Here is a 25,211-nt window from a genome sequence, read left to right on the forward strand (position 1 = left end):
TGCCCGTCCGGGCTCGTTGACCATTCGGAACCGGCACGTCGGGCGGAGACCGCGAGAGGGCGGCGGCTACTGTCGCCCGCGATGAGCACCCGACGGATGCTCGCGACGGTCACGGCGGCCGTCGCGATCGGGCTGACCGCGCTGCCCGGGGCCGCGGTGGCCGCCCCGGCACTCCCGGCCGGCGCGTCCTGCGAGTTCGGCACCGCGCCCGGGCCCCCGGTCGACGAGTCCGAGGCGCCGCAGCCCGGTCAGGCCGAGCCGAGGCCGCTGCCGATCCCCGATCCGCCCGTCGGCGGACCGGCGATGGGCTCCTGCGGCGACGTCGTCCCCGACGGCACCCCGGCGGCGCCCCCGGTCGGCGTCGTGTCGTACGTCCTCGCCGACCTCGACTCGGGCCAGGTGCTCGCCGCCCGCAACCCGCACGCGCGGCTGCGCCCGGCCTCGCTGATGAAGACGCTCACCGGGCTGCTCGTGGCCCAGCGCCTCCCCCTCGACGAGACGATCACCGGGACCCAGGAGGACGCCGACCAGGAGGGCACGCGCGTCGGCATCGGCGCGGGCGGGCAGTACACGATCCGCCAGGTCTTCGACTCGATGATGATGGCGTCGGGCAACGACGCCGCCCACGCGCTGGCCGTGCGCCTCACCGGCAGCGTCCCCGCGACGGTCGACCTCATGAACACCACCGCCCGGCAGCTGGGCGCGCTGGACACCCGCGCGGCGACCCCGTCCGGGCTCGACGGGCCGGGCATGCAGACCTCGGCCTACGACCTCGCCTCGATCTTCCGCGTCGCGATGCGCGAGGAGCCCTTCGCCCAGGCGGTGGCCACGCGGCAGATCCCGTTCCCCGGTTTCGGCACGAGCCCGCCCTTCGTCGTCGTCAACGACAACAAGCTCCTGACCAGCGGCTACCAGGGCTACATCGGCGGCAAGACCGGCTTCACCGACGACGCCCGGCACACCTTCATCGGGGCGGCGGAGCGCAACGGGCGGCGGCTCGTCGTCGTGCTCATGCGCGGCGAGCAGCGTCCGGTGCCGATGTACCAGCAGGCGGGCGCGCTGCTCGACCACGGCTTCGCCCTCCCCGATCTCCGGGGCGTCGGCACCCTCACCGACTCGAACCCCGCCGAGCCGGCGGAGCCGGGGACGACCGGCACGCCGGACCCCGACGCCGCCGCGCCCGAGTCCGGGGCCACCACCTCCTGGGGCACGCCCGTGCTGCTCCTCGCCGTCGTGGCCGCCGTCGGCGGACTCTTCGCCCTGCGCGCCGCACGCCGCTGAGCGCAGGATCGGCGCCATGCCCGAGCCCCTGGGAGAGGCGTTCACGCGCCTCGCCGCCGCCCACCCCGAGCGACCGGCGGTCACGGACGACGTCTCGAGTTCGACCTTCGGCCAGCTCGAGGCCCTCGCCAACCGCTGGGCCCACGAGCTCGCCGGGCACGGGGTCGGCCCCGGCGACTTCGTCTCGATCGCGCTCCCGAACGTCGCGGAGCACTACGCGCTGACGATCGCGGCGTGGAAGCTGGGCGCGGTCCCGCAGCCGGTGTCGCACCGGCTCACGCCCGGCGAGCTCGCCGCGGTGCTCGACGTCGTGCGCCCGCCCGTGGTGGTCGGCCTCGCCCCCGGCACCGACCCGGATGTCGCGCCCGCGAGCACCATCGTGCTGCCTCTCGGGCACGTGCCCACCGGGCCGGACACCCCTCCCCCGCCCGCCCCGGCGCCGCCGGCCTGGAAGGCGCCGACGTCGGGCGGCTCGACCGGGCGCCCGAAGGTCATCGTCGCCGGCGAGGAGGGGACGACCGAGTCGGCGATCGCCGGCCGCGCGCCGATCTACCGCATCGAGCCCGACGGGACGTTCCTGTGCACGGCGCCGCTGTTCCACAACGCGCCGTACCTGTTCTCGCTGCTCGCGCTCATGACCGGCAACCACGTCGTGCTGATGGGCCGCTTCGACGCCGCCCGGGCCGTGGCGCTGGCCGCGGAGCACGCCGCGACGTGGATGTACGCGGTGCCGACGATGATGGGGCGGATGGTCCGGCTGCCGGCGCGGCCGGAGCTGCCGGCGCTGCGCATGCTGTTCCACATCGGCGCGCCGTGCCCGCCCGCCGTGAAGCGGGCCGTCATCGACTGGCTGGGCGCCGACCGGGTGCTCGAGGGCTACGCGGCCACCGAGGCCCAGGCCCGGACGACGATCACCGGCCCGGAGTGGCTGGAGCATCCCGGCTCGGTGGGGCGCGTGACCGGCGGCGAGATCGAGGCGCGTCACCCCGACGACGGGCGGCCGTGCGCCGTGGGCGAGGTGGGCGAGCTGTGGCTGCGCCCCGAACCGGGGCGCACGACCTACCGCTACCTCGGCGCCGAGCCCCGCACCCGGCCGGGCGGGTGGGAGTCGCTCGGCGACATGGGCTCGTTCGACGCCGACGGCTACCTCTACCTCGCCGACCGGGCGAACGACATGATCGTCGTCGGCGGGCAGAACGTGTACCCCGCGGAGGTGGAGGCGGCGATCCTCTCCCACCCCGCGGTGATCTCGGCCGTCGTGGTCCCGGCCCCCGACGACGACCTGGGCTCCGTGGCCCACGCCGTCGTCCAGACCGACGGCTCGGCCGAGCAGGTCACCGACGCCGACCTGGACGCCCACGTCGCCGCGCGGCTGTCCCCGGCCAAGCGACCACGGGCGTGGCGACGCTCGGAGGGACCGCTGCGCGACGACGCGGGCAAGGTCCGGCGCTCGGCGTTCCGCTGAGCTCTCTCTCGCAGAGACCTCAGCTGTACCGCAGCGTCCCGTCGTCGAGGTCGGCGGCGGGCAGCGTGTGGCGCTCCTCGGCGTACTCGTGCATGTGCGTCCACGGCGCGCGGTCGCCCTGCTTGAACATCTTGTGCTGGCTGCGCATGACGTAGCCGGAGTTGAAGTTCTCCGGGTCCGACCACGGACGGATCTCCATGTCGGCGTCCTCGGGCCGCAGCTCGGGTGTCACCTGCGCCGCTCCCTTGGCCTCCATGTGGGCCATGAGGCGGCACACGAGGTCCGAGACGAGGTCGGCGCGCAGCGTCCAGCTGTGCCGGAAGTAGCCGAAGACGTAGGCCATGTTCGGGATGCCCGAGATCATGATCCCGCGCCAGGTGATCTGCTGCGAGACGTCGACGGCCTCGCCGTCCACGGTGAACGGGATGTCGCCGAGGGCGGCGAGGTTGAACCCGGTGGCGCTGACGACGATGTCGGCCTCGAGCTCCTCGCCCGACGAGGTCCGGATGCCGGTCTCGGTGAAGGTGTCGATGGTGTCGGTGACCACCGAGGCCCGTCCCTCGCTGATGGCGGTGAAGATGTCGCCGTCGGGCACCACCGCGATCCGCTGCTGCCACGGCCGGTAACCGGGGTTGAAGTGCTTCTCGACGTCGTAGCCCTCGGGCAGGAGCGGGCGCATCTCGCCCAGCAGGAACTGACGCGCCTCCTCCGGGGTCTCCATGCACATGCGGGTCAGCTCGTTGAACTGCTCGATGTAGGCCCGCCGGAGGATCTCGTGCGTCCAGTCCTCGGGGATGTCGAGCGCCCGGAGCTGGATCGCGAGCTCGTGGGTCTTCGGCACCGCGGCCACGAACGTCGGCGTGCGCTGCAGCATCGTCACGTGCGCGGCCTTCTCGGCCATCGCGGGGACGACCGTCGCCGCCGTCGCGCCGCTGCCGATGACGACGACGCGCTTGCCCTCCCAGTCCAGGTCCTCCGGCCACGTCTGGGGGTGGACGATGACGCCGCGGAACGTCTCCTGTCCCGGCCACTCGGGGCGGTGGGGGTCCTGGTGGTTGTAGTAGCCCTGGCACATCCACAGGAACCCGCAGGTCATCTGCAGCGTCTCGCCGGTGTCCTCGCGGTGCACGTCGAGGGTCCAGCGGTGCTCGGACGACGACCAGGACGCCGCCCGCACCTCGTGGCGGTAGCGGATGGCCGCCTTGAGGTCGTCCTCCTCGATGACCTCGTCGAGGTAGTTGGTGATCTCCTCGGAGGTGGCGATCGACGGGCCGCGCCACGGCTTGTGGCCGTAGCCGTAGGTGAACAGGTCCGAGTCCGAGCGGGCGCCCGGGAAGCGGTGGGTCCACCACGTCCCGCCGCGTCCGGGCATCTTCTCGAGGATCGCGAAGGACTTGTCGGGGAAGCGTTCGCGCAGGTGGTGGCCGGCGTCGATGCCGGAGACGCCGGCGCCGATCACGAGGACGTCGACGTGCTCGACGTCCCCGCTCCCGGCGGGCCGCGTGGTCGGGCTGCTCTCGGTGATGGTCACGGTGCTTCCTCCTCTACGCGGAGACGGTCGGGCTCAGGGCGGGCTGCATCACGGCGACGGCGTCGTCGATCACCACGGCGGCGGACGGCGTCGCGCCCAGAGTCCAGAGGAAGCCGTGGATCATGCCGTCGAAGCGCTTCGCGGTCACGGAGTTGCCGGCCTCCTCGAGCTTGCGGGCGTAGGCCTCGCCCTCGTCGCGCAGCGGGTCGAACTCGGCGGTGGCGACGAACGCCGGCGGCAGCCCGGAGAGGTCGGTCGCGCGCAGCGGGAACGTGTAGGGGTCGTCGGCCGGGTCGGTGGCACCGAGGTAGTGCGCCCAGAACCACTGCATGGTGGCGCGTCCGAGCAGGTAGCCCTCGCCGTTGTCGTTGATCGAGGGGCTGGTCCAGTCGAAGTCGACGACCGGGTAGAAGAGCAGCTGGCACGCGATCGCCGGGCCGCCGCGGTCGCGGGCGGCGAGGCTCACCGCGGCGGCGAGGTGGCCGCCGGCCGAGTCGCCACCGACCGCGAGGCGCGACGCGTCCACCCCGAGCTCGTCGGCGTTCTCCGCCACCCACACGGTCGCCGCGTAGCAGTCGTCGAACGCCGCGGGCTGCACGTGCTCGGGCGCGAGCCGGTAGTCGATCGACACCACGGTGACGTCGCCGGCGTTCGCGAGCTGCCGGCACGGCCGGTCCACGGTCTCGAGGTCCCCGATGACCCAGCCGCCGCCGTGGAAGTAGACGAGCACGCCGCCGGAGCCGCCGCCGCTCGGCGTGTAGATCCGCGCGGGGATGTCACCGGCGGGGCCCGGGATGGCCCGGTTCGACACCGTGCCGACCTCCTCGGGCGGCGGCTGCAGGTCGAGGAACGCGGCGGCGGCCTGACGTGCCTGCGGCACGGTCATGCACTCGATGGGCGGCATACCTGCTTCCACCAGCGCGTCGAGCAGGGCCTGGGCCTCGGGGTGGAGGGGCACGGAGTCTCCCGGGGGGTCGAGCGGACGGGTCCCACCGAGCGTGACCCGGGCCACACGGATGGCGCTTGTGCGGCGGGGACGAAACCGCCCGCGGCCCTTGTCCTCGCCCCGTCTCCCGTCCACCGGGCCGGACGAGTGCTGGTCCTGGTCCACGACCGGCGGTTACGGTCCGAGGACGGCCGTCGTGGGCCGACGAGCGCACTCGGGTGGTGGTGCAGGGTGGTGACGATCGAGCCGTCCCCCATCCCGGAGGACGCGGTCGCCACCGTCGCCGAGGTCGCCGACGCGCTGGCCCCACGGCGCACCGAGGTCAGCGTGTCGATCAGCGACGCACTCGCGACGCGCATCGACGAGCTGCGCGGCGACCCCGCCCTGCGCGACCTGCTCGGCGCCAGCGTCGAGGGGAACGTCGAGACGATCCTGCACGTGCTGCGCCACGACCTCGATCCGCGCGGCGTCGAGCCGCCGGCCGCGGCCGTCGCCTACGCGGAGCGGCTCGCGCAGCGCGGGGTCCCGGTCAACGCGCTGATCCGGGCGTACCGCGTCGGGCAGGCCCATCTCATGGAGTGGGCGTTCGCCGAGGCCGCGCGACGGCTCGGCGCCACGGCCGCGTCGCAGCGGATCGTGCTCGTGGTCATGGACTACGTCGACCACGTCACCCAGCACGTGGTGGCCGCCTACGAGGCCGAGCGCGACCGCACGCGCCGCAGCCGGCACGCCCTGCGCGTGGCGCGCGTGCGCGACGTCCTCGCCGGCCGCGCACCGACCGGCCCCGACGACCGACTCGCGGTCGAGTCGACGCTGGGCTACCGGTTCTCCGCGGTGCACCTGGGGCTCGTGGTGTGGCTGGAGCCGGAGCCGCCGGAGGGCGCGTTCGCCGTCCTCGAGCGCGTCGCGCTGGACCTCGGGACCGCGCTCGAGGCCGCGGGCCGCCCGCTCGTGGTCCCGTGGGACGCCGCCAGCGTGCTGGCCTGGCTGCCGTGCCGCGACGACACCGCCCCGTCGCGCGAGGTCGTCGCCCGCACCGTCGCCCGGCACGGCGACGCGGTGCGCGTGGCGTGCGGGTCGCCCACCCCCGGCGCCGAGGGGTTCCGCTCCACCCACGACCAGGCGCGCCGGGCCCGCGACGTGGCGCTCGCGGCCGGCGTCGAGGCGCCCGTCGCGACGCTGTTCGACGAGGTGGGCGCGGTGGCGCTGCTGTGCGCCGACCGCGAGGGCGCCCGGGCCTGGGTGCGGCGCGTGCTCGGGGCGCTCGCCGACCCCGAGCCCGCCACCGCCCGTCTGCGGGAGACCCTGCAGGTCTTCTTGGCCACCGGCGGCAGCCTCGCCACCACGGCACGGCGGCTCCAGGTCCACCGCAACACCGTCAAGTACCGGGTCGGGCGCGCGTACGAGGTCCGGGGCCGGCCGCTGGGCAGCTCCGACCACGACCGCCTCGACGTCGAGCTCGCCCTGCGCGCGTGCGTGTGGCTGGGCCCGCCCGCGGCCCCCGCCGACTAGTCCGTGCGCCGACTAGTTCTCGCGGTCCCGCCGGGTCCGGCCCAGTCCGAGGCCGAGCACACCGAGCAGGGCGCCCGCCCCGAGCAGGCCCGCGGTGGCGCGGGGACCGGGCGTGCGTCCGACGGTGATGGCCGGCCGGACGATCACCGGGGCGGGCTCCGGCAGCTCCTCCCGCTCGTTCTCCTTGAGCGTGGCCGCCCAGGCGGTGACGAAGAGGATGAAGCGTGAGACGAAGTTGGCGAACACCAGCAGACCGATGATCGGGCCGAACGCGGCGCCCGCGGGCGAGTTGGTGACGCTCGAGATGTAGACGGTCATGATCTGCTGGAGGATCACGAAGCCCACGGCGGCGAAGAGCGCCGCACGGACGGCGGAGCGCAGCGTCACGGGCTCGCGGGGCAGGCGGGCGATGACCCAGAGGAAGACCAGCCAGTTCGCCGCGAGGGTGATCACGAGACCCGCGAGGAAGAACAGGAAGCGCGCCCAGGTCTCGTCGCCGAGCCCGAGGAACTCGAGGATCGTGGTCGAGAGGCCGGTGCCGACTCCGGTGATGGCGAACGAGAGCCCGAAGGCGAGCCCCAGGCCGATCATGGCGAGCAGGTCGCTGCCGTAGCGCTTGACGATCGACGGCGGCTCGCCGCGCTGGTCCCACTGCTCGGAGAGGGCCTCGCGCAGGTTGCTCATCCACCCGAGCCCCGAGAACAGGGCACCGAGCAGACCGATGATGCCGACGGCGTTGCGCTGCGCGATGGCCTGGTCGATGACCGAGTTCAGCAGGTCGCCGAGCCCCGGCGGCACCGCGGCCGTGATGGCGTTCTGGATCTCGGTGAGCAGCGCCTGGTTGTTCGCCAGCACGAAGGCCGCCGCCGCGAACGCCACCATCAGCAGCGGGACGAGCGCGAGGATCGAGAAGAAGGTGATCGCCGCGGCGTAGTGGTCGCCGTGCTTCTCGGTGTACCGGGTGGCGGCACGGATCAGGTGGTCGAGCCAGGGGTACTTCGCGCGCAGCTTCTCCAGCTGCGTCGGCTCGGTCGTCCCCGACGCGTCCGTGCCGGTGGTGCTGTCGGTCGTGCTGGCGGCGCTCGTCATCGCTGCGCGTCGTCCTCTCGCGGTCCCCGACTCCCCGCGGACCGAACCGGCCCGCGCGGGAACCGACTACCCCGCGTCGTCGACCCTCACGCGCCGTTCACGCGGGTGCCCGTCCGCCGTACGGCACCGGGTCGAACGTCCCGTTGCGCGCGCGGAACGACCGCGCGGTGCCCGGCCAGAGGAGGGTCAGCCGCCCGCTGGACTCGTCGACGTACCAGCTGGCGCATCCCCCCTGCAGCCAGACCGTGTCCTCGCTCATCGCGTCGATCTCGCGGGTGTAGGCCTCCTCGGCCTCGGCGGTGACCTCCAGCGAGGTCCCGGGCCGGGTCCGCAGGTGGTCGAGTGCGCCGAGGACGTGGTCGATCTGCGTCTCGATCATGTACACGGCCGAGTTGTGGCCGAGGCTCGCGTTGGGCCCGTTGATGACGAACATGTTGGGGAAGCCGTGCACCGCGGTGGAGGCGTGCGCGGTCATCCCGTCCGCCCACCGCTGCGCGAGCAGGCCGTGTCGTCCCTCGATGCGCTGGGCGAACGGCAGCCGCGTCGTCCAGAAACCGGTGGCGAGGACGAGGGCGTCGACGCGGTGGTGGGCACCGGACGCCGCGATCGCCGTCGACTTCTCGACGCGGGCGAGCGCGCTGGGCTCCAGGGTGACGTCGTCGCGGCGCAGCGCCGGGTAGAGGTCGTCGGAGATGACGATGCGCTTGCACCCGATCTCGTAGTCGGGGGTCAGGCGGGCGCGGAGCGCCTCGTCGGGCACCTGGGCGGCGAGGTGGTCGAGGGCCCGCTGACGCAGCCGGTCGATGTCCGGACGGACCCGCCGGCGCGCGCCGATCGCCCGCTCGGCCTCGTCGAAGAGCTCCTCGCGCAGCGCGCGCTCCGCGCCCGGGTCGAGGGCGAAGCCGCGCCGCTCCTGCGCGGTGTAGGCGCGGTCGCCGCGCGGCACCACCCACGGCGGCGTGCGCTGGAAGACCACGAGCCCGGCGGCCCGCCCTGCCAGCGCGGGTACGATCTGGGCCGCCGAGGCGCCCGTCCCCACGACGCCGACATGCCTGCCCTCGAGGTCCGCGCCCCCGTCCCAGCGCGCGGAGTGGAACACGGGCCCCGCGAAGTCGGACAGGCCGGGGATCTCGGGGATCCGCGGCTCGGAGAGGCGGCCCGCGGCCACGGCCAGCACCCGCGCGCAGTACGTGCCCGCCGACGTCTCGATCCGCCACCGCGTCCCGTCCCACCGCGCGTGCTGCATCTCCGCGCCCAGGCGCAGGTGGGGGTCCAGGCCCTCGTCGCGGGCGCACTCGCGCAGGTAGCCGTGGATCTCGTCGCCCGGGGCGAAGACGCGGGACCAGTCGGGCTTGGGCCGGAAGGAGAACGAGTAGAGGTGCGACGGGACGTCGCAGGCGACGCCGGGGTAGCGGTTGTCGCGCCAGGTGCCGCCGACGCCGTGGGCACGCTCCAGGATGACGAACGACTCCCGGCGCCGGCGGGCGAGCCGGATCCCGAGACCGATGCCCGCGAAGCCGGCGCCGATGATCGCGACGTCGACGTCGTTGATCGGGCCGATCACGGGGTGCCTCCCCGCAGCACCGCCACTCGGTCCGCCGGCGGGTCGCCGTAGACGGTCGTGCGCTGCCGCGGCGTCCGCCCCAGGTCGGCGGCGAGCGCCTCGACCTCGGCGAGGGTCAGCGCCCGGCCCGCCTCGGCACCGGCGGACGGGTCGAGGACGCCGTCGAGCAGCAGGCCGCCGACGTCGTCGGCACCCCCGCGCAGGACGGCCTCGGTGAGCCCCGGGCCGAACTTCGGCCAGGCGGCCTGCACGTGCGCGATCCGCCCGTGCAGCAGCAACCGCGTGACGGCGTAGAGGGCGCGGGTCTCGCGGGTGGTGTCAGCGTGGGGGCCGTACTCACGACGGACGTCAGGAAATCCCCCAGCTGGCAGGGCTTCCGACGGGATGGGCATGGCGATCATCTCGGTGAACCCGCCGGTGCGGTCCTGGATCGCCGCCAGGGTGCGCAGGTGGGCGACCTGGTCGGCCGGGGTCTCGACGTGCCCGTAGACCATCGTCGCCGTCGACCGCAGCCCCACCTCGTGGGCGGTGATGATCAGCTCGATCCACCGGGCGGCGGGGATGTCGGTGCCGCCGGTGAGCCGCGCGCGGATGTCGTCGTCGAGGATGCGCGCCGCCGTCCCCGGCACCGACCCGAGCCCGGCGTCGCGCGCGGTCTCGAGGAACTCCCGCGGGGACAGGCCCAGGCGGGCGGCGCCGTCGGCGACCTCGGCGGGCCGGAAGCCGTGGACGTGCAGGGGCGCGCGGCCCGTGATCAGCGCGAGCAGGTCGAGCTGCCCGCGGTCCGGGACGTCGGGCGGCAGCGGGCCCTGCACGCACACCTCGGTGGCCCCGAGCGCCCAGGCCTCGTCGGCGAGCGCCGCGACGTGCTCGGGGTCGCGGACGACCGCGGTGTCGAGGTTGCGGTTGGCGACGAACGTCAGTCGGTCGCCGACCACCTCGCGCCGCACCTCGTCGGCGAGCTCCGCCAGGGCCTCGAGCTCCTCGCCGTCGGCGGCGAGCAGGTCGACGTAGGCCTCGTCGGACAGGCCGGCGGGATCGTTCTCCGCGCGGGCGAGCGCGGAGCGCGCGGGAGCGGTCATCGGGCGGCGGTCATCGAGCCGGGGGTCATCGAGCCGGCGGTCATCGGACGAGGGAAGGGCTGGCGCTCGCGCGCGAGCCCGCGCTGGTCGGCCAGGGCGGTCACGGGGTCGACGAGGTCGGGGTGCAGCCAGGCGTTCGGGTCGCGCACGTAGCGGGGGTAGATCGTGAGCCGCGGGGCGAGGGTGAACCCGGCGCGGCCCGTGACGTGGCGCAGCGCGTCGAGGCCCGGCCAGGGGCGCTCGGGGTTGACGTGGTCGGGGGTCACGGGCGACACCCCGCCCCAGTCGTCGATGCCGGCCCGTAGCAGCAGCGCCTGGTCCTGGGCCGCGCTGGCCGAGTCGTCCAGATCGCCGGCGAGGTTCGGCGGCGCCTGGACGCTGACACCGAGTGGCATGATCATTCTCGCGACGGCCACCGCGGCGACGAACGCGTCGAACTCGGCGTCGGGCTCGCCGCGCATCGCGGTGTCGGGCTTGGCGCGGAAGTTCTGGACGATCACTTCCTGCACGTGCCCCCCGCGCCGCGCGGACTCGGCGAGCAGCAGCAGCGACTGGGCGCGCTCGGCGCGGTGCTCGCCGATGCCGACGAGGATCCCCGTGGTGAACGGCACCCGCGCGCGGCCGGCGTCGTCGATCACCCGGCGGCGCAGGGCGGGCTCCTTGTCGGGCGAGCCGAAGTGCGCCCCTCCGGGCTGCGACCAGAGCCGGGTCGCGGTGGTCTCGAGCATCATCCCCATCGACGGCGACACCGACCGCAGCCGCTGGAGCTCGAGGAGGTCCATGACGCCGGGGTTGAGGTGCGGCAGCAGCCCGGTCTCCTGGAGGACCGCTTCCGCGCTGTCGTAGACGTGATCGAGCGTGGAGGTGAGGTTCCGTGCGCCGAGCCAGTCCCGAGCCGCCGCCCACCGGGCCTCGGGGCGGTCGCCGAGGGTGAACAGCACCTCGGTGCAGCCCTGCTCGGCGCCGGCCCGGGCGATCTCGAGGACCTCGTCGCGCTCGAGGTACGCCGCCGGCAGGCGCCCGGGCACGGTGGCGAACGTGCAGTAGTGGCACCGGTCCTGGCACAGGCGCGTCAGGGGCACGAAGACCTTGGGGCTGTAGGTGACGACGCCCGGCCGACCCTCGCCCGCGAGGTGCTCGTCGCGCCGGGCGGCGGCGGCCGCGAGCAGGGCCTCGAGCTCCTCGCCCCGCGCCGCGAGCACGGTCGTGGCGTCGGCGAGGGTAGGGGCCTCCGCGAGCAGGCGTTCGAGCGCCGTCCGCACCTGGGCGCGCGACGGCTCCGCCGGCTCGTCCAGCTCGACCAGCGCAGGCGGCGGCACCGCCGGATGTCCGAGATCGGCCACGTCACGAACCTACGCCGCGACCCGCCCGCACGCCCACGACCGCACGCCGGGTGTGCACGCGGGCGTGCAAGCCCTGCGTCCACGCGTGCACCGGGTGCGAGAAAAGGCGCGTCGATCACCGCTCGCGGGACGGCATACGCGTGGTCCAGGGTGGGCCGGGTGGACGCCCGGGGCCGCGCGCTCGCCGCGCTGTGCGCCACCGAGATCGTCAGCTGGGGCGTCCTCTACTACGCGTTCCCGGTCCTCGTGGGGACGATCAGCGCGGACACCGGCTGGTCGGTCGGCGCGGCGACGGGGGCGTTCTCCCTCGGTGCCCTGGTCTCGGCCGGCGCCGGGATCGTCGTCGGGCGGCTGATCGACCGCCGCGGTCCGCGCCTCGTGATGACGACCGGGTCGGTGATCGGCGTCCTGGCCACCCTGGCGATCGCCGGCGCCCCGAGCCTGCCGCTCTTCTACGCGGCGTGGGCGGTGGCTGGTCTCGCGCAGGGCGGCGACCTTCTATCCGCCGGCGTTCGCCGCGATCACAGGCTGGTACGGCGAGCAGCGGGTGCGCGCGCTGACCACGCTGACCCTCGTCGCCGGGTTCTCCAGCACCGTCTTCGCCCCGCTCACCGCGGCACTCGTCGGGCCGCTGGGCTGGCGCAGCACGTTCGTCGTCCTGGCGGGCATCCTCGCCGTCGTCACGGTCCCGCTGCACGCGCTGCTGCTCACGCCGCCGTGGCGCCCGCGGGAGCACGCGGGCGGCGAGGTGGACGGCCGGCAGACCGACGCCGAGCACGCCCGCGCCGTTCTGCGCAACCCCCGCTTCGTCGGCGTCACCGTCGTCATGACCGTCGGCGCCTTCGGGCTCTACGCGACGACGATCAACCTCGTCCCGCTGCTCGAGGGCCGTGGGCTCGACCTGGGCCTCGCCGCGCTCGCCCTCGGGCTCACCGGCGCCGGGCAGGTACTGGGCCGGCTCGGCTTCGTGCCCCTGGTCCGCCGGACGGGGCCGAAGGCGCGGATCGCGATGGTGTTCACGCTCGGCGGGGTCGGCGTCGTCGCCCTGGCCCTCGTGCCGGGACCGGCGCCGCTGCTCGTCGCGTTCGCCGTGGTCGCCGGCGCCGGGCGCGGGCTGCACACCCTGCTGCAGGCCTCGACCGTCGCCGACCGCTGGGGCACCCGCGCCTTCGGGCGGATCAACGGCGTCTTCTCGGCGCCCGTGACGCTCGCCGTCGCGCTCGCACCGGCCGGCGGGGTCGCCGTCGCCGGCCTCGTCGGCGGCTTCCCGGCGGCGTTCCTCGTGCTCGGTCTGATGACACTCCTTGCCGCGGTCGTGGGTCTCGTGGTCTGACGGCAGGCTCGTGATCGTGGGGGATTTCCTGACGTTGAACGTCAGCGTGGCCCCCCGACTGGTGGATCAGAGCGTCGCCAGGTGGGCGGCCACGGCGGCGTCGAGGCGGGCGGTGTCCCCGGTCGCGAGCAGGTCGAGCAGTGACCCCCGCAGCACGGCGAGCAGCAGGGCGCGCCGGGCCGGGTCGTCGACGTCCTGGTGCGCGGCGAGCAGGGCGTCCCAGTCGCCGACGGTCCGGGCCGCGAACCCCGCCCACGGCGCGTCCGGGGCGGCGCCGACCGAGCGTGTGTAGGCCTCGAGCCACAGGCGCAGCAGGGCGCGGTGTCCCGGCGCCGCCAGCCACGCCCAGACGCGCGCGCCGACCGTCGCGAGGTCCGCCGGCCCGTCGCGCAGGTCGTCGAGGACGGCGAGCTGGTCGGCGCGCGAGCGGTCGAGCAGGGCGGCGATCAGCCCGTCCTTGCTGCCGAAGAGGAACAGCAGCACCCGGGGGCTCGACCCGATCGCCTCGGCCAGCGGGCGCAGCGACATCCCCGCCCACCCGTGCTCGAGCACCCAGGCGTACGCGGCCTCGAGCAGTTCCCGCCGCCGCGCCGACCCCTCGGGCTCGCTCACGGGCACGTCCGTGCCAGCCCTGCGTCCTCGCTTGCACTCAACGCCAGGAAATCCACATCCTCAGTGTGCTTCACTGAAACAGTCGTTTCAGTGAGGAGGTCGACATGGGCGAGGTCACGATCCGGGCGATGGACCGGCCGGGGGACCTGGGCTGGGTCCTGATGGCGCACGGGGAGCTCTACGCCCGCGAGTACGGCTGGGCCATCGAGGCCGTGACGGCGCGGATCGTCGCCGACCACGCGACGCACGCCCGGCCGGGCCTCGACGCGGGGTGGATCGCCGAGCTCGACGGCCGGCGCGTCGGCAGCGTCCTGTGCGTCCGCGAGGACGAGCGCACCGCCCGCCTCCGATTGCTGCTCGTCGACCCCGGCGCCCGCGGCCACGGCCTCGGTCGACAGCTGGTGACGTGCTGCATCGACTTCGCGCGCGACGCCGGCTACGCGCGCCTCGTGCTGTGGACCAACGAGCCGCTCGCCGCCGCCCGGCGCCTCTACCTCGACGGCGGCTTCAGGCTGACCGGCGAGGAGCGCCACCGCGAGTTCGGCGCCGAGGTGCTCGGCCAGTCCTACGCGCTCGAGCTGAACGCCTGATCGCGAGGCTCCACCTCTTGACCGTACCCACCAGTCCTGTTGTTATATCAAACCGAAAGGTTGTCCAACCGAGGAGATGACGATGAGCACCACGACGGCGTCCGCCGCCCCGACCACGACCCGCCCAAGGTCGGCCCGCTGGGCGCTCGGCGTGCTCCAGGTCCTCCTGGCCGCCGTGTATCTGTTCTCCGCCCTCGGGAAGATCTCGCTCGACCCGAGGGTCGTCGAGGGGTTCGCGATGATGGGGATCGGGCCGGGGCTGACGGTGACGATCGGCGTCATCGAGCTCGCCGCCGCGATCGGGCTGCTGATCCCCCGGCTGTCCGGCCTGGCCGCCACCGGGTGCGTCGTCCTCATGATCGGTGCCGTGATCAGCACCCTGGCCACGCTCGGCGGCGCGATGGTCCCCGTCCCGGCCGTCGTGCTGGTCGGCGTCGCGGTCGTCGCGTGGGTGCGGCGGCACGAGACCGTCGCGCTGGTCCGGAACCCGCGGGCCGCCCTGACCCGCTGACGCGGACGCCCCGCGGCTCAGGCGTCTCGGGCGCCCCGCGAGCGCGCGCGCACGGTGCCGTCGCCGGGAACGTCCGCCGTCGCGTCGCCCGGCTCCTCGTCGGGCCCGACGGTGGTCGTCCCCGCGACGGACGTCGGCTTCTCCCCCGGAGCCTTCTCCCCCGACGAGGCGTCTCCGGCGCCGTCCTCGTGCTCGCCCGTGCGCCGGTCGATCTGCTCCCCGAAGTAGCGCAGGATCTCCGCGAGCACCGCCGCCACCGGCACCGCGAGGAACGCCCCGGCGATGCCGGCGAGGCTCGAGCCCGCCGTCACGGCCAGGATCACCAGCGCCGAGTTGAGCCCGAGGCCGCGGCCCTGCACCAGCGGCTGCAGCAGGTTCCCCTCCACCTGCTGGACGACGAGGATCAGGATCAGCACCCCGATCGCCGTCGCCGGCCCCTGCACCACCAGCGCGATGAGCACCGCGAGCGCACCCGCCACCAGCGCACCGATGATCGGGATGAAGGCACCGAAGAACGTCAGCACCGCCAGGGGCAGCGCCAGCGGGACCCCGAAGATCACCAGGCCGACACCGATGAAGACCGCGTCGACGAAGCCGATGAGCGCCTGGGAGCGGATGAACCCCCCGAGGCGCAGCCAGCTGCGGGCCCCCATCTCGGCGAGGTGGTCCCCGGACGTCGGGCCCGCCGTGCGGCGCACCCACGGCAGGAACTTCGGGCCGTCCTTGACGAACAGGAACGCGAGCACCAGCGCGAGCACCGCATTGATGACGCTGTTGGCGACGGTGGTGAGGCCGGTGAGGACACCGGTGGCGATCTGGCCCGCGCTCTGCTGGAGGCGCTCGACGGCCGCCTGCACGTACCCGCCGATCTGGCTGGCGCCGAGGTTGAACGGCGGTCCCTGCAGCCAGCCCTGGATCTGCTGGATGCCGCCGACGGCACCCTGCGCGATCTGCGGCGCCTGACCGGCCACGGACGGCGCGATCAGCGCCACGACCCCGCCGAGCACGGCCAGCCCCAGGATCAGCACGAGCGCCGTCGCCAGCGCGCCGGGGACCCGACGGCGCCGCAGCCACGTGACCGGGGGCTCGACGATCGTCGCGATCACGAGCCCGAGGAACACCGGGAACACGACGTCCCACAGCTCGATGAGGATCAGCGTCACGACCGTGAGCCCGGCGATGACGATGAGGAAGCGCAGGCTCCAGCGGGCGGTCCAGGCGAGTCCCTCGCCGATCAGGTGCCCGCGGGTCGGGGCGTCCCCCCGTGCGACGTCCCGGGAGGCGGGGGCCTTGTCCATGGAGCCGAGTGTGTCAGCGATGGGGTCCTCCGGCGGGCAGGCTGGCTCGAGCGGGTCCCCGACGAGGTCGGACGCTACCCCTCGATCAGGGAGAGGGCGCCGAGCGCACGCGGGCCCCTCTCCCGAGGTGGGAGAGGGGCCCGGGTGGGAGTCGATCGGCCGTCAGCCCATCGCCTTCTAGCCCATCGCCTTCTGTAGGCCCTCGTCGATCGCGTCGAGGAAGTCCTGGGTGTTGAGCGACTTCGCGTCGCCGCCCACGAGCAGCGCCAGGTCCTTGGTCATCTTCCCGGACTCGATGGTCTGCACGCAGACGTCCTCGAGCTTCTGGGCGAACTCGACGAGCTCGTCGTTCTTGTCGAGGCGCCCGCGCTGGGCGAGGCCCCGCGACCACGCGAAGATCGACGCGATCGGGTTGGTCGAGGTCTCCTCGCCCTGCTGGTGCTTGCGGAAGTGCCGCGTCACCGTGCCGTGGGCGGCCTCGGCCTCGACGGTGCCGTCGGAGGTCATGAGCACCGAGGTCATCATGCCCAGCGAGCCGAAGCCCTGCGCGACGATGTCGGACTGCACGTCGCCGTCGTAGTTCTTGCAGGCCCAGACGTAGCCGCCCTCGGACTTGATGGCCTGGGCCACCATGTCGTCGATCAGGCGGTGCTCGTAGGTCAGCCCGGCCTTCTCGAAGTCGGCCTTGAACTCCGACTCGAAGATCTCCTGGAAGGTCTCGAGGAACATGCCGTCGTAGGCCTTGAGGATGGTGTTCTTCGTCGACATGTAGACCGGGTAGTTGCGGTCGAGCCCGTACTGCAGCGAGGCCCGCGCGAACTCCTCGATCGAGGCCTTGAAGTTGTACATGCCCATCGCGACGCCGCCCTCGGCCGGGAACTCCGCGACCTTGTGCTCCTGGGCCTCGCCGTTCTCCGGCGTGTAGGTGATCGTCACCGTGCCCGGGCCCGGCACCTTGAAGTCCTGGGCGAGGTACTGGTCACCGTGCGCGTGGCGGCCGACGACGATCGGCTTCGTCCAGGACGGCACGTAGCGCGGGATGTTCTGGCAGACGATCGGCTCGCGGAAGATGACGCCGCCGAGGATGTTGCGGATCGTCCCGTTGGGCGAGCGGTACATGCGCTTGAGGCCGAACTCCTCGACCCGCGCCTCGTCCGGCGTGATCGTGGCGCACTTGACGCCGACGCCGTGGCGCTTGATGGCGTTCGCGGCGTCGACCGTGACCTGGTCGTCGGTCTCGTCGCGGTGCTCGATGCCGAGGTCGTAGTACTCGAGGTCGATGTCGAGGTACGGGTGGATCAGCTTGTCCTTGATGAACTGCCAGATGATCCGGGTCATCTCGTCACCGTCGAGCTCGACGACGGTGCCCTCTACCTTGATCTTCGCCACGACTCGAATGCCCTCCTCGTGGGCGCCGACCATCGGCGCCGTCCGACCTGCCCGCACGCTATCAACGCAGCGAGTACCCGGAACGGGCGCGCGGGCCACGAGGGGCGGACGTCACCGTGTGGCGAGCGGTCCTCCGGTGATCGTGAGCGCCACGGCGATCACGACGAGCCCGAACAGGACGTACGTGACGATGTCCACGCGGCGGCTGCGCACGGCGAGTAGACCGGCCGCCGTGCGGGTCAGGCTCGCGCGCAGCGCCCCGGCGAGCAGCAGGGCGAGGCCCAGCTCGGTGGTGCCCTCGCGCCAGTGCTGCAGCGCGATGCGACCGAACGCGAGGCCCACGACGAGCATCACCGCGAGGAACGGCAGGTGCGCGCGGACCTTGCGGATCATCTCGGCGCGCGTGGTGCGCGGGCGGGCGTGCCGTCCTGCCGCGGACGGGAGCACCTCGGTGGGACTCTCGTCGGGCGGCGGCGCCGGTCGGCCCGTCGGCTGGGGTGCCGACGGCCGTCCCGGGCGCGGGGTCACGGCAGTCACCGCACGCTCACTCCGTCCCGCGCTCCGCGCGCTCGACGACGTTGGTGAGCAGCATGCCCCGCGTCATCGGGCCGACCCCGCCCGGGACGGGCGCGAGGTACGAGGCGACCTCGGCCACCTCCGGGGCGACGTCACCGACGAGGCCGTCTTCACCCCGGGTGATGCCGACGTCGAGGACGGCGGCGCCGGGCTTGACCATGTCCGCGGTGACCAGGCCGGGGACGCCGGCCGCAGCCACGATGACGTCCGCGGCCCGGAGCTCGGCGGCCACGTCCTTGGTGCCGGTGTGGCACAGGGTGACGGTGGCGTTCACCGAGCGGAGGGTCAGCAGCAGGCCCAGGGGCCGCCCGACGGTGACGCCGCGGCCGAGGACGGTGACCTTCGCGCCGTTCAACGGCACGTCGTAGCGGCGCAGCAGCTCGACCACCCCGCGCGGGGTGCACGGCAGCGGGCCCGGCTCCTGGAGCACGAGGCGCCCGAGGTTGGTCGGGTGCAGGCCGTCGGCGTCCTTGTCCGGGTCCATGCGCTCGAGGGCCGCGCCGGAGTCGAGGCCCTTCGGCAGGGGCAGCTGGACGATGTAGCCGGTGCAGGCCGGATCGGCGTTGAGCTCGTCGATCACCTTCTCGACGTCGGCCTGCGTCGCGTCGGCGGGCAGGTCGCGGCGGATCGAGGTGATCCCGACCTTCGCGCAGTCGTTGTGCTTGGCCCTCACGTACGACTGCGAGCCCGGGTCGTCGCCCACCAGGACGGTGGCGAGCCCCGGGGTCCGACCCGCCGCGGTGAGCGCGGCGACCCTCCCGGAGAGCTCGTCGAGGATCGACGCGAGGGTGGCCTTCCCATCCAGCTTGGTCGCGGTCACGACCTCATGATGGCAGGTCGGCCGTGCGCTCCCGGTCGCCTCGCCGCCGCAGCGGCCACGGAGCGGCGGCCACGGCCGCCGCGACCAGGGTGAGCAGCGCCCCGAGGACCGTCGTGACGCCCGGGGTCCCGGCCGCCGACGGCAGCACGAGGTCGAGGACGAGCGCGGCGACGACTTGGCCCGCCACGGCGCCGAGCGAGAGCAGCAGCACCCCGATCTGGCCGACCACCCACGCCCCGAGCCCGATGAAGATCGCGCCGAACGGGCCGCCGAGGTAGAGGTACCAGGCGCTCGGCAGCGGGTTCGGCGGCCCGAGCACGAGCACCGCGACGATCCCGGCGAGCACCAGCGCGATCAGGCCGACGACGAAGTTGATCGTCGCGGCGGGGAGTACGGAGGCGACGAACGAGTCGCTCTCCGCGTCGTCGGCGCCGTCGCCGGTCCGGGTGCCCGCGCCGCCCGCGGCCGCCGCGACCCGGCCGTTGAGCGCCTGCTGCGTGGCGATCGCGAGCCCGGCGGCGAGCGGGACCAGTGCCAGGGCGACAGGCGCGTCGGAACTGACCGATGGAGCCACCGACAGCACCACGGCGCCGAGCATCAGCAGCGCCCCGACGACCCGCGGCGGCGTCGTGGCCTGGGGTCCGGCCGGCCCGAGACCGACGCGGTCGACCACGAGCCCGCCGCTGGACTGGCCGGCGACGACCGCGATCGTGAAGAGCGCCGTGCCCAGCACGTGCGCGGTGACGCCCTGGCCGGCGACCAGCAGCGCGCCACCCAGGCCGCCGAGCAGCTGCCAGGACCTCAGGGTGCCGCGCCGCCGCGCCGACCCCACGCGCCGCAGGCCCCGGCGACCCGGGCGCAGGAGCGCCACGAGGATCAGCAGCAGCGCCAGCCCGAGACCGAACGAGATGACCGCGGCGACGATCCCGTCACCGAGCTCGGCGCCGAGCTCGGCGTTGACCCGCGCCTGCCCGACGATGAACATCCCGGTGATGAAGGCCCCGGCGAGGCCGATGAGGGTCCGCGAACGCTGGGGAGCCACGGTCCGGGGACGGTAGTGCCCCGGCCGGACTCCTACCGGCCGGAAAGCCGGAGCGGCCACCCTCGGCGACGGGACCGGGTGTCGACGAGACGGGCCGTCGCCGTGTTCGCCGCGGCCACGCCGCCGGCGTACACCGCGTGCTGGACCGTGCTCGTCACCAGCAGGTGGCGTTCCCACCGCCAGGGCGGCGGGGTCTCGCCGAGCACGGGGAACAGGCCGAGGGCCATCGTCTGGCAGCCGGCGAAGAAGGCCAGGCCCGGCCCGGGCTCGCGCCCGAGGACGCGTCGGAGGGCGAGGTGGCCGACGCCGACCGTCGAGCCGTAGCCCCAGTGCACGAGCCAGAACAGGGTCCGCCGGCCACGTTCGGAGCGCGGCGCCCAGCCGATCACGTGCTGCAACAGCGTCGAGGCGGCGATGACGACGTGCTCGCTGTCGTCGTAGTCGAGGATCTCCTCGATCTCCTCGATCTCGTCGACACGGATGCCGTGGCGGCGGGCGTGGAGCTCACGATGCAGCCGTGCCGTCAGAGCCATCGCCCCGGTACCGACGGCCCCGCAGACCACGCCGCGAGCGGCCTCGCGCAGGATGTCCGCGGTCCCCCGCCGTGCGCGCATACGTCGCAGCATGCCCTGGATCGGTTCACGATGCGGATGGGCAGGTACCCCTCCAACCGTCCCCCTCCGTTCGGGCGGTGCCGCAGAGGGCGTGGTCCACCTCACACTTGTGAGGCACCGGGGCCACACCGTGCGTCCACGCGTACCAACGGGGACGGTCTCACGACCCACGCTCCGGGCGAGACCCACGAAGGAGTGCGGATGAGCACCATCGACGAGCAGTCCACCGCGGCGCACGCGGCCCCGGACACCGGAGCCGAAGCGGCGGCCGCGGCGGGCGCCAACCCGGCGCTGGTCGGCGTCCCGACCTTCGTGATCGGCTCGGTGGCCCTCGGGCTCTACCTGGTCGGCTTCACCGGAGCGTCGAGCACCGCACTGGTGGGCATGCTCCCGATCCTGTTCATGTGCACCGGGATCGGGCAGCTGGTGGCCACGGTCTGGTCGGTGCGCATCGGGGCCGGGGCACCGGCGGCCATCTTCGGCATCTTCACCGGGTTCTGGCTGAGCTTCGCCCTCCTGGCGACCTCGCTGGGTCAGGACTGGTTCGGGCCGACCTCCACCGACACCGCCGTCGCCACGGGCGCCCAGGAGACCTTCCTGCTCACCTGGCTGATCGGCATCGTCATCCTCACGGTGGCCTCGCTGCGCCTGCCCGCCGCGTTCACCGTGCTGTTCGTCCTCATCGACGCGGCGCTGCTGCTGGTGCTGCTGGGGACCTCGAGCGGCTCGACGGGCCTGCTGTTCGTCGGCGGCATCGTGGTGTTCGCCTTCGCCCTGGTCGGCGTCTACCTGTTCTTCGACGCCCTCGGGCAGGCGACCGGCGGGAAGCCGATGCCGATGGGCAAGGCCCTGATCGGCGGCTGACCGACCCGCGCACCCACGCACCGCGAGGGGCGCCCCGGACCGTCGGCGACGGCGTCGGGGCGTCCCTCGTCCTGAGTGCGGGGCTCACCGGAAGTCCCGGGAGCTCGAGGGCACGCGGAGCTCGAGGCGTTCGATGCGGTCGGCGACGAGGTTGACCACGGTCGGCGCGTCGTGGGCGCGCTCGACCCGGCCACGGATCACGAGCGCCGCGCTGGTGCGGGCCACCACCCGGTGGCGCGCCCAGAGCCCCTCCGAGCAGACCACGTTGAGCATGCCGGTCTCGTCCTCGAGGTTGAGGAACGTCGTGCCGCCCGCGGTCGCGGGGCGCTGGCGGTGGGTGACCACCCCACCGACCTCGATGCGCTCGCCCTCGGGCACGCGGGCGACCGCGCCGACCGAGTAGGCGCCGCGCTCGTCGAGCGCGTTCCGCAGGTGGGTCACCGGGTGGCTGTCGGGCGTGAGGCCGGTGGCCCAGACGTCGGCGACGGTGAGCTCCACCGCGCTCATCCCCGGCAGCGCCGGCGCCTCGAGACCCACGGCGGTGCCGGGCAGGCGGTCGTGGCGCACGCCGTCGCGCACCACCCCGACCCCGGCGGCCGCCGCGCCTGCCGCCCACAGCGCCTCGCGGCGCTCGAGCCCGAAGCAGCGCAGCGCCCCCGCGGTGGCCAGCGCCTCGACCTGTGCGGTGGGCAGCTCGGCGCGGCGCGCGAGGTCCGCGACGTCCCGGTAGGCGCCCTCCCGTTCCCGTTCCGCCACGATCCGGGCGGCCACCTCGTCCCCCATCCCGCGCACCCCGGCGAGACCGAGCCGCACCGCGACCCCGCCGGTGCTGTCCGGGTGCGGCTCCAGGCCCGAGGTGTCCGCGGAGACCAGGACGTCGGGGCCGAGCACGACCACCCCGTGGCGGCGGGCGTCGGCGGTGAGCGACTGGGGCGAGTAGAAGCCCATCGGCTGGGCGCGCAGCAGCGCCGCGCAGAAGGCGGCCGGGTAGTAGAACTTGTACCAGGCGCTGACGTAGACCAGCGACGCGAAGCTGATCGAGTGGCTCTCCGGGAAGCCGAAGTTGGCGAACGCCCTGGTCTTGCCGAAGATCGTGTCCGCGAGGTCCCCGGTGATCCCGTTGGCGGCCATCCCCTCGTAGAACCGCTCGCGCATCCGCTCGATCCGCTCGCTCGAGCGCTTGGCCGACAATGCGCGCCGCAGCTCGTCGGCCTCGGCGGCGGAGAAGCCCGCGACGTCCACCGCGAGCTGCATGAGCTGCTCCTGGAACAGCGGCACCCCGAGCGTCTTCTCCAGGGCCGGCTCGCAGAGCGGGTGGTCGTAGACGACGCGCTCCAGGCCGTTGCGCCGCCGGATGTAGGGGTGCACCGAACCGCCCTGGATGGGCCCGGGACGGATGAGCGCGACCTCGACCACCAGGTCGTAGAACTCCCGTGGCCGCAGCCGCGGCAGCGTTGCCATCTGCGCCCGGGACTCGACCTGGAACACGCCCACCGAGTCGCCCTCGGCGAGCATCGCGAAGACCTTCTCGTCCGTGGCCTGCAGCTCGTGCAGCTTCACGCGGACGTCGTGGTGCTCGGCGACGAGGTCGGCGGCGTAGTGCAGCACCGAGAGCATCCCCAGGCCCAGCAGGTCGATCTTGACCAGCCCGACCGCCGCCGCGTCGTCCTTGTCCCACTGGATGACGCTGCGCCCCGGCATCCGTCCCCACTCCACGGGCACCACCTGGTCGACCGGGCGATCGCAGATGACCATGCCGCCGGAGTGGATCCCCAGGTGGCGGGGGAAGCCCGCGATCTGCTCGGCGAGGGAGGCGACCGCCGCCGGCATCTCGGGCACCTGCCCCGCCAGCGCTGCGCCCGCACCTCCGGCCGACGGCCCCCACCGGTCGATCTGCTTGCTCCACGCGTCCTGCTGGCCCTGGGCGAAGCCCAGCGCGCGGGCGGCGTCGCGCACCGCCGAGCGCGGCCGGTAGGTGATGACGTTGGCGACCTGCGCCGCGCGGTCGCGCCCGTAGCGGGCGTAGACGTACTGGATGGCCTCCTCACGGCGGTCGGACTCGATGTCGAGGTCGATGTCGGGATAGCCGTCGCGCTCCGGGGAGAGGAACCGCTCGAACAGCAGGTTCATCTCGACGGCATCGACGTGGGTGATGCCCAGCGCGAAGCACACCGCCGAGTTCGCGGCCGACCCCCGACCCTGACAGTAGATGTCATGATCGGAGCAGTACTTCACGATGTCGGCGACGATGAGGAAGTAGCCGGGGAAGCCCTGCGTCTCGATGACCCCGAGCTCGTGCTCGATCACCTCGAACGCCCGCGGCGAGCGCATCCGGTCGCCATAGCGCAGCGCGGCCCCCATCCACGTCAGCCGGCGCAGCCAGCTCGCCTCGGTCTCGCCCTCGGGCACCGCGAACGGGGGCAGCTCGGGCGCCAGCAGGTCGAGGGAGAACGCGCACTCGCGACCCAGCTCCGCGGCGCGGGCGACGGCCTGCGGGTGGCGGGCGAAGCGCTCGGCCATCTCCGCGCCGGAGCGCAGGTGGGCAGGCCCCGGCGGCAGCCAGCCCTCGGCGTCGTCGAGGCTGCGCCGCGCCCGCACCGCCGCCAGCGCGGCTGCGAGCCGGGCACGGTCGGGGGTGGCGTAGTGCGCGCCGGTGGTGGCCACCGTGCGCAGGCCGCGCCCCCGATCGGCCCCCGCGGCGAGCCCCGCCAGCGCCGCGTTGCGCTCGGTGTCGTCCGGGAGGCCCTGGTCGGTGAGCTCGACCGCGATGTTCTCGGCGCCGAACAGGGCGACGAGACGGTCGAGCTCGCGGGCGGCGCCGAGCGCCCCCTCCGCGGCCAGCGCCCGGCGCACCGATCCCTTGCGGCACCCCGTCAGCACCTGGACGTGCCCGCCGAGCGTCGCCGCGACCCGCTCGGCGTCGTAGACCGGGCGCCCCTTCTCTCCGTGGGTGTGCATCTGCCCCTCGGTGATCGCCCGCGAGATCGCCCGGTAGCCGTCGGGGTCGCGGGCCAGGACCAGCAGGTGGTCGCCCTCGGGATCGGGCACGCCGTTCTGCGGCGCGGACAGGCCCAGCGAGAGCTCGGCGCCGTAGACCGTCGGCACCCCCAGCTCCTGCGCGGCCTCGGCGAAACGGACCACGCCGTACATGCCGTCGTGATCGGTGAGCGCGATCGCCTCCAGCCCCAGCCGTGCGGCCTCCTCCACCAGCTCCTCGGGGTGCGACGCGCCGTCGAGGAAGCTGAAGTTGGAGTGCGCGTGCAGCTCGGCGTAGGGGACGGTGAGACCCGTCGGGCGCGCCCCCGCCGGCGACCGGTAGGGCGTGCGGTGCCGCGACCACGCCGGGCTGTCGCCCCCGTCGCCCGGGAAGTGCTCCTCGCGCGGCGGGCGGAGCGTGCCCGGCCCGTCGATCCGCTCGCTGTCGTCGAAGGCCAGGGGATCGCGGACCCAGCCGTCCTCCGGCCCGTCGTCCGGCGGCCAGGGGCCGAGGCGCCCCTCGTGCGGCTCGCCGTCCCTCCTGGCCGGGCTCCGCTTCGCCGCGTCGCCCAGGATCGCCTGGCGCGTCCCGTTGCCCCGCCCCTGCAGACTGGGCCCGTCGGAGGGGCGCCCCGACAGCAGGCGCTCCATCTCCGACCAGCTCACCGGCGGGTTGCCCCACCCCATCCGCGCCTCCGACGTCGTTCGAACACGTGTTCGACAGACTAGTCGACGAGTCCGACACACGGGACACGAACGACGAGATCGGTGCT

At 74.0% G+C, this 25,211-nt stretch carries 21 protein-coding genes and 1 pseudogene; 8 read left to right on the forward strand and 14 right to left on the reverse strand.

Annotated elements, in window-relative coordinates:
• The first annotated feature begins 81 nt into the window (after positions 1-81).
• Positions 82-1,281, forward strand: a complete 1,200-nt coding sequence (locus PH189_RS20275) for a D-alanyl-D-alanine carboxypeptidase family protein (RefSeq protein ID WP_274190645.1) — start codon at positions 82-84, stop codon at positions 1,279-1,281.
• Between the two features lie 16 nt (positions 1,282-1,297).
• Positions 1,298-2,746, forward strand: coding sequence for an AMP-binding protein (locus tag PH189_RS20280; protein ID WP_274190646.1), 1,449 nt, complete (start codon positions 1,298-1,300; stop codon positions 2,744-2,746).
• 19 nt (positions 2,747-2,765) lie between these two features.
• Here the strand turns inward: PH189_RS20280 and PH189_RS20285 are convergent, their stop codons facing one another.
• Together PH189_RS20285 and PH189_RS20290 are read right to left on the reverse strand one after the other, a co-directional pair.
• The gene (locus PH189_RS20285; RefSeq protein WP_274190647.1) at positions 2,766-4,277 is read right to left on the reverse strand and encodes a flavin-containing monooxygenase; all 1,512 of its coding nucleotides are present in this window, start codon (positions 4,275-4,277) and stop codon (positions 2,766-2,768) included.
• A gap of 13 nt (positions 4,278-4,290) precedes the next feature.
• A complete protein-coding gene (locus PH189_RS20290) occupies positions 4,291-5,235 on the reverse strand; it encodes an alpha/beta hydrolase (RefSeq protein WP_274190648.1) in 945 nt (314 codons plus the stop codon).
• A gap of 222 nt (positions 5,236-5,457) precedes the next feature.
• Between PH189_RS20290 and PH189_RS20295 the strand changes: the two genes are divergently transcribed.
• Entirely contained in the window at positions 5,458-6,735 is a 1,278-nt protein-coding gene (locus tag PH189_RS20295; RefSeq protein ID WP_274190649.1) for a PucR family transcriptional regulator, read from the forward strand.
• Positions 6,736-6,747: 12 nt separating this feature from the next.
• Here PH189_RS20295 and yhjD read toward each other — a convergent pair whose 3' ends face one another.
• From yhjD to cofG, 4 genes are all read right to left on the reverse strand, one after another.
• A complete protein-coding gene (yhjD, locus tag PH189_RS20300; protein WP_274190650.1) occupies positions 6,748-7,824 on the reverse strand; it encodes an inner membrane protein YhjD in 1,077 nt (358 codons plus the stop codon).
• 97 nt (positions 7,825-7,921) lie between these two features.
• Entirely contained in the window at positions 7,922-9,388 is a 1,467-nt protein-coding gene (locus PH189_RS20305) for a flavin-containing monooxygenase (protein WP_274190651.1), read from the reverse strand.
• Positions 9,385-10,470, reverse strand: coding sequence for an FO synthase (locus PH189_RS20310; RefSeq protein ID WP_274190652.1), 1,086 nt, complete (start codon positions 10,468-10,470; stop codon positions 9,385-9,387). Before PH189_RS20310 ends, PH189_RS20305 begins: the two co-directional genes overlap by 4 nt.
• Positions 10,467-11,813 (reverse strand): 7,8-didemethyl-8-hydroxy-5-deazariboflavin synthase CofG, encoded by a 1,347-nt coding sequence (gene cofG, locus PH189_RS20315; protein ID WP_274190653.1) that lies wholly within the window; start codon positions 11,811-11,813, stop codon positions 10,467-10,469. Before cofG ends, PH189_RS20310 begins: the two co-directional genes overlap by 4 nt.
• Between cofG and PH189_RS30350 the strand changes: the two are divergent.
• Together PH189_RS30350 and PH189_RS20320 are read left to right on the forward strand one after the other, a co-directional pair.
• Positions 11,796-12,236 (forward strand): annotated as a pseudogene (locus PH189_RS30350) (MFS transporter); the annotation flags it as partial. The gene cofG and the pseudogene PH189_RS30350 sit on opposite strands and share 18 nt — an antisense overlap.
• A gap of 124 nt (positions 12,237-12,360) precedes the next feature.
• Complete coding sequence (locus tag PH189_RS20320) at positions 12,361-13,146, forward strand: MFS transporter (RefSeq protein WP_337994173.1); 786 nt, start codon at positions 12,361-12,363, stop codon at positions 13,144-13,146.
• Positions 13,147-13,212: 66 nt separating this feature from the next.
• Here the strand turns inward: PH189_RS20320 and PH189_RS20325 are convergent, their stop codons facing one another.
• Positions 13,213-13,758, reverse strand: a complete 546-nt coding sequence (locus PH189_RS20325) for a TetR family transcriptional regulator (RefSeq protein ID WP_274190654.1) — start codon at positions 13,756-13,758, stop codon at positions 13,213-13,215.
• A gap of 104 nt (positions 13,759-13,862) precedes the next feature.
• On the opposite strand from PH189_RS20325, the gene PH189_RS20330 reads away from it, so the two are divergent.
• On the forward strand, positions 13,863-14,348 hold the full coding sequence (locus PH189_RS20330; RefSeq protein WP_274190655.1) for a GNAT family N-acetyltransferase: 486 nt from the start codon (positions 13,863-13,865) through the stop codon (positions 14,346-14,348).
• Positions 14,349-14,430: 82 nt separating this feature from the next.
• On the forward strand, positions 14,431-14,859 hold the full coding sequence (locus PH189_RS20335; protein ID WP_274190656.1) for a DoxX family protein: 429 nt from the start codon (positions 14,431-14,433) through the stop codon (positions 14,857-14,859).
• Between the two features lie 17 nt (positions 14,860-14,876).
• Here the strand turns inward: PH189_RS20335 and PH189_RS20340 are convergent, their stop codons facing one another.
• The 6 genes from PH189_RS20340 to PH189_RS20365 all read right to left on the reverse strand — a co-directional run bounded on the left by PH189_RS20340 (position 14,877) and on the right by PH189_RS20365 (position 20,598).
• The gene (locus PH189_RS20340) at positions 14,877-16,157 is read right to left on the reverse strand and encodes an AI-2E family transporter (protein ID WP_274190657.1); all 1,281 of its coding nucleotides are present in this window, start codon (positions 16,155-16,157) and stop codon (positions 14,877-14,879) included.
• Positions 16,158-16,334: 177 nt separating this feature from the next.
• Entirely contained in the window at positions 16,335-17,546 is a 1,212-nt protein-coding gene (locus PH189_RS20345; RefSeq protein WP_274190658.1) for an NADP-dependent isocitrate dehydrogenase, read from the reverse strand.
• 111 nt (positions 17,547-17,657) lie between these two features.
• Complete coding sequence (locus PH189_RS20350; protein ID WP_337994174.1) at positions 17,658-18,083, reverse strand: DUF3017 domain-containing protein; 426 nt, start codon at positions 18,081-18,083, stop codon at positions 17,658-17,660.
• Between the two features lie 7 nt (positions 18,084-18,090).
• Positions 18,091-18,942, reverse strand: coding sequence for a bifunctional methylenetetrahydrofolate dehydrogenase/methenyltetrahydrofolate cyclohydrolase (locus PH189_RS20355; protein ID WP_274190659.1), 852 nt, complete (start codon positions 18,940-18,942; stop codon positions 18,091-18,093).
• Positions 18,943-18,946: 4 nt separating this feature from the next.
• Positions 18,947-19,984: a DMT family transporter gene (locus PH189_RS20360; protein ID WP_274190660.1), complete on the reverse strand. Its 1,038-nt coding sequence runs from the start codon at positions 19,982-19,984 to the stop codon at positions 18,947-18,949.
• Between the two features lie 32 nt (positions 19,985-20,016).
• Entirely contained in the window at positions 20,017-20,598 is a 582-nt protein-coding gene (locus PH189_RS20365) for a hypothetical protein (RefSeq protein WP_274190661.1), read from the reverse strand.
• 201 nt (positions 20,599-20,799) lie between these two features.
• Here PH189_RS20365 and PH189_RS20370 point away from each other — a divergent pair, with 201 nt between their 5' ends.
• Positions 20,800-21,462, forward strand: coding sequence for a GPR1/FUN34/YaaH family transporter (locus tag PH189_RS20370; RefSeq protein ID WP_274190662.1), 663 nt, complete (start codon positions 20,800-20,802; stop codon positions 21,460-21,462).
• An 84-nt stretch (positions 21,463-21,546) separates the two neighbouring features.
• Here the strand turns inward: PH189_RS20370 and PH189_RS20375 are convergent, their stop codons facing one another.
• Complete coding sequence (locus PH189_RS20375; protein WP_274190663.1) at positions 21,547-25,125, reverse strand: error-prone DNA polymerase; 3,579 nt, start codon at positions 25,123-25,125, stop codon at positions 21,547-21,549.
• Positions 25,126-25,211 lie beyond the last annotated feature (86 nt).

This window comes from Actinomycetospora chibensis, assembly GCF_028737215.1.
Taxonomy (GTDB): Bacteria; Actinomycetota; Actinomycetes; order Mycobacteriales; family Pseudonocardiaceae; genus Actinomycetospora; species Actinomycetospora chibensis.

What these genes read in the sequence shown, in the direction of transcription:
- PH189_RS20340 (WP_274190657.1), bottom strand. Translation starts at nt 16,157, where the DNA reads ATGGACAAGGCCCCCGCCTCCCGGGACGTCGCACGGGGGGACGCCCCG.
- PH189_RS20335 (WP_274190656.1), top strand. Translation starts at nt 14,431, where the DNA reads ATGAGCACCACGACGGCGTCCGCCGCCCCGACCACGACCCGCCCAAGG.
- PH189_RS20275 (WP_274190645.1), top strand. Translation starts at nt 82, where the DNA reads ATGAGCACCCGACGGATGCTCGCGACGGTCACGGCGGCCGTCGCGATC.
- PH189_RS20310 (WP_274190652.1), bottom strand. Translation starts at nt 10,470, where the DNA reads ATGACCGCTCCCGCGCGCTCCGCGCTCGCCCGCGCGGAGAACGATCCC.
- PH189_RS20365 (WP_274190661.1), bottom strand. Translation starts at nt 20,598, where the DNA reads ATGCGCGCACGGCGGGGGACCGCGGACATCCTGCGCGAGGCCGCTCGC.
- PH189_RS20330 (WP_274190655.1), top strand. Translation starts at nt 13,863, where the DNA reads ATGGGCGAGGTCACGATCCGGGCGATGGACCGGCCGGGGGACCTGGGC.
- PH189_RS20375 (WP_274190663.1), bottom strand. Translation starts at nt 25,125, where the DNA reads ATGGGGTGGGGCAACCCGCCGGTGAGCTGGTCGGAGATGGAGCGCCTG.
- PH189_RS20370 (WP_274190662.1), top strand. Translation starts at nt 20,800, where the DNA reads ATGAGCACCATCGACGAGCAGTCCACCGCGGCGCACGCGGCCCCGGAC.
- yhjD (WP_274190650.1), bottom strand. Translation starts at nt 7,824, where the DNA reads ATGACGAGCGCCGCCAGCACGACCGACAGCACCACCGGCACGGACGCG.
- PH189_RS20280 (WP_274190646.1), top strand. Translation starts at nt 1,298, where the DNA reads ATGCCCGAGCCCCTGGGAGAGGCGTTCACGCGCCTCGCCGCCGCCCAC.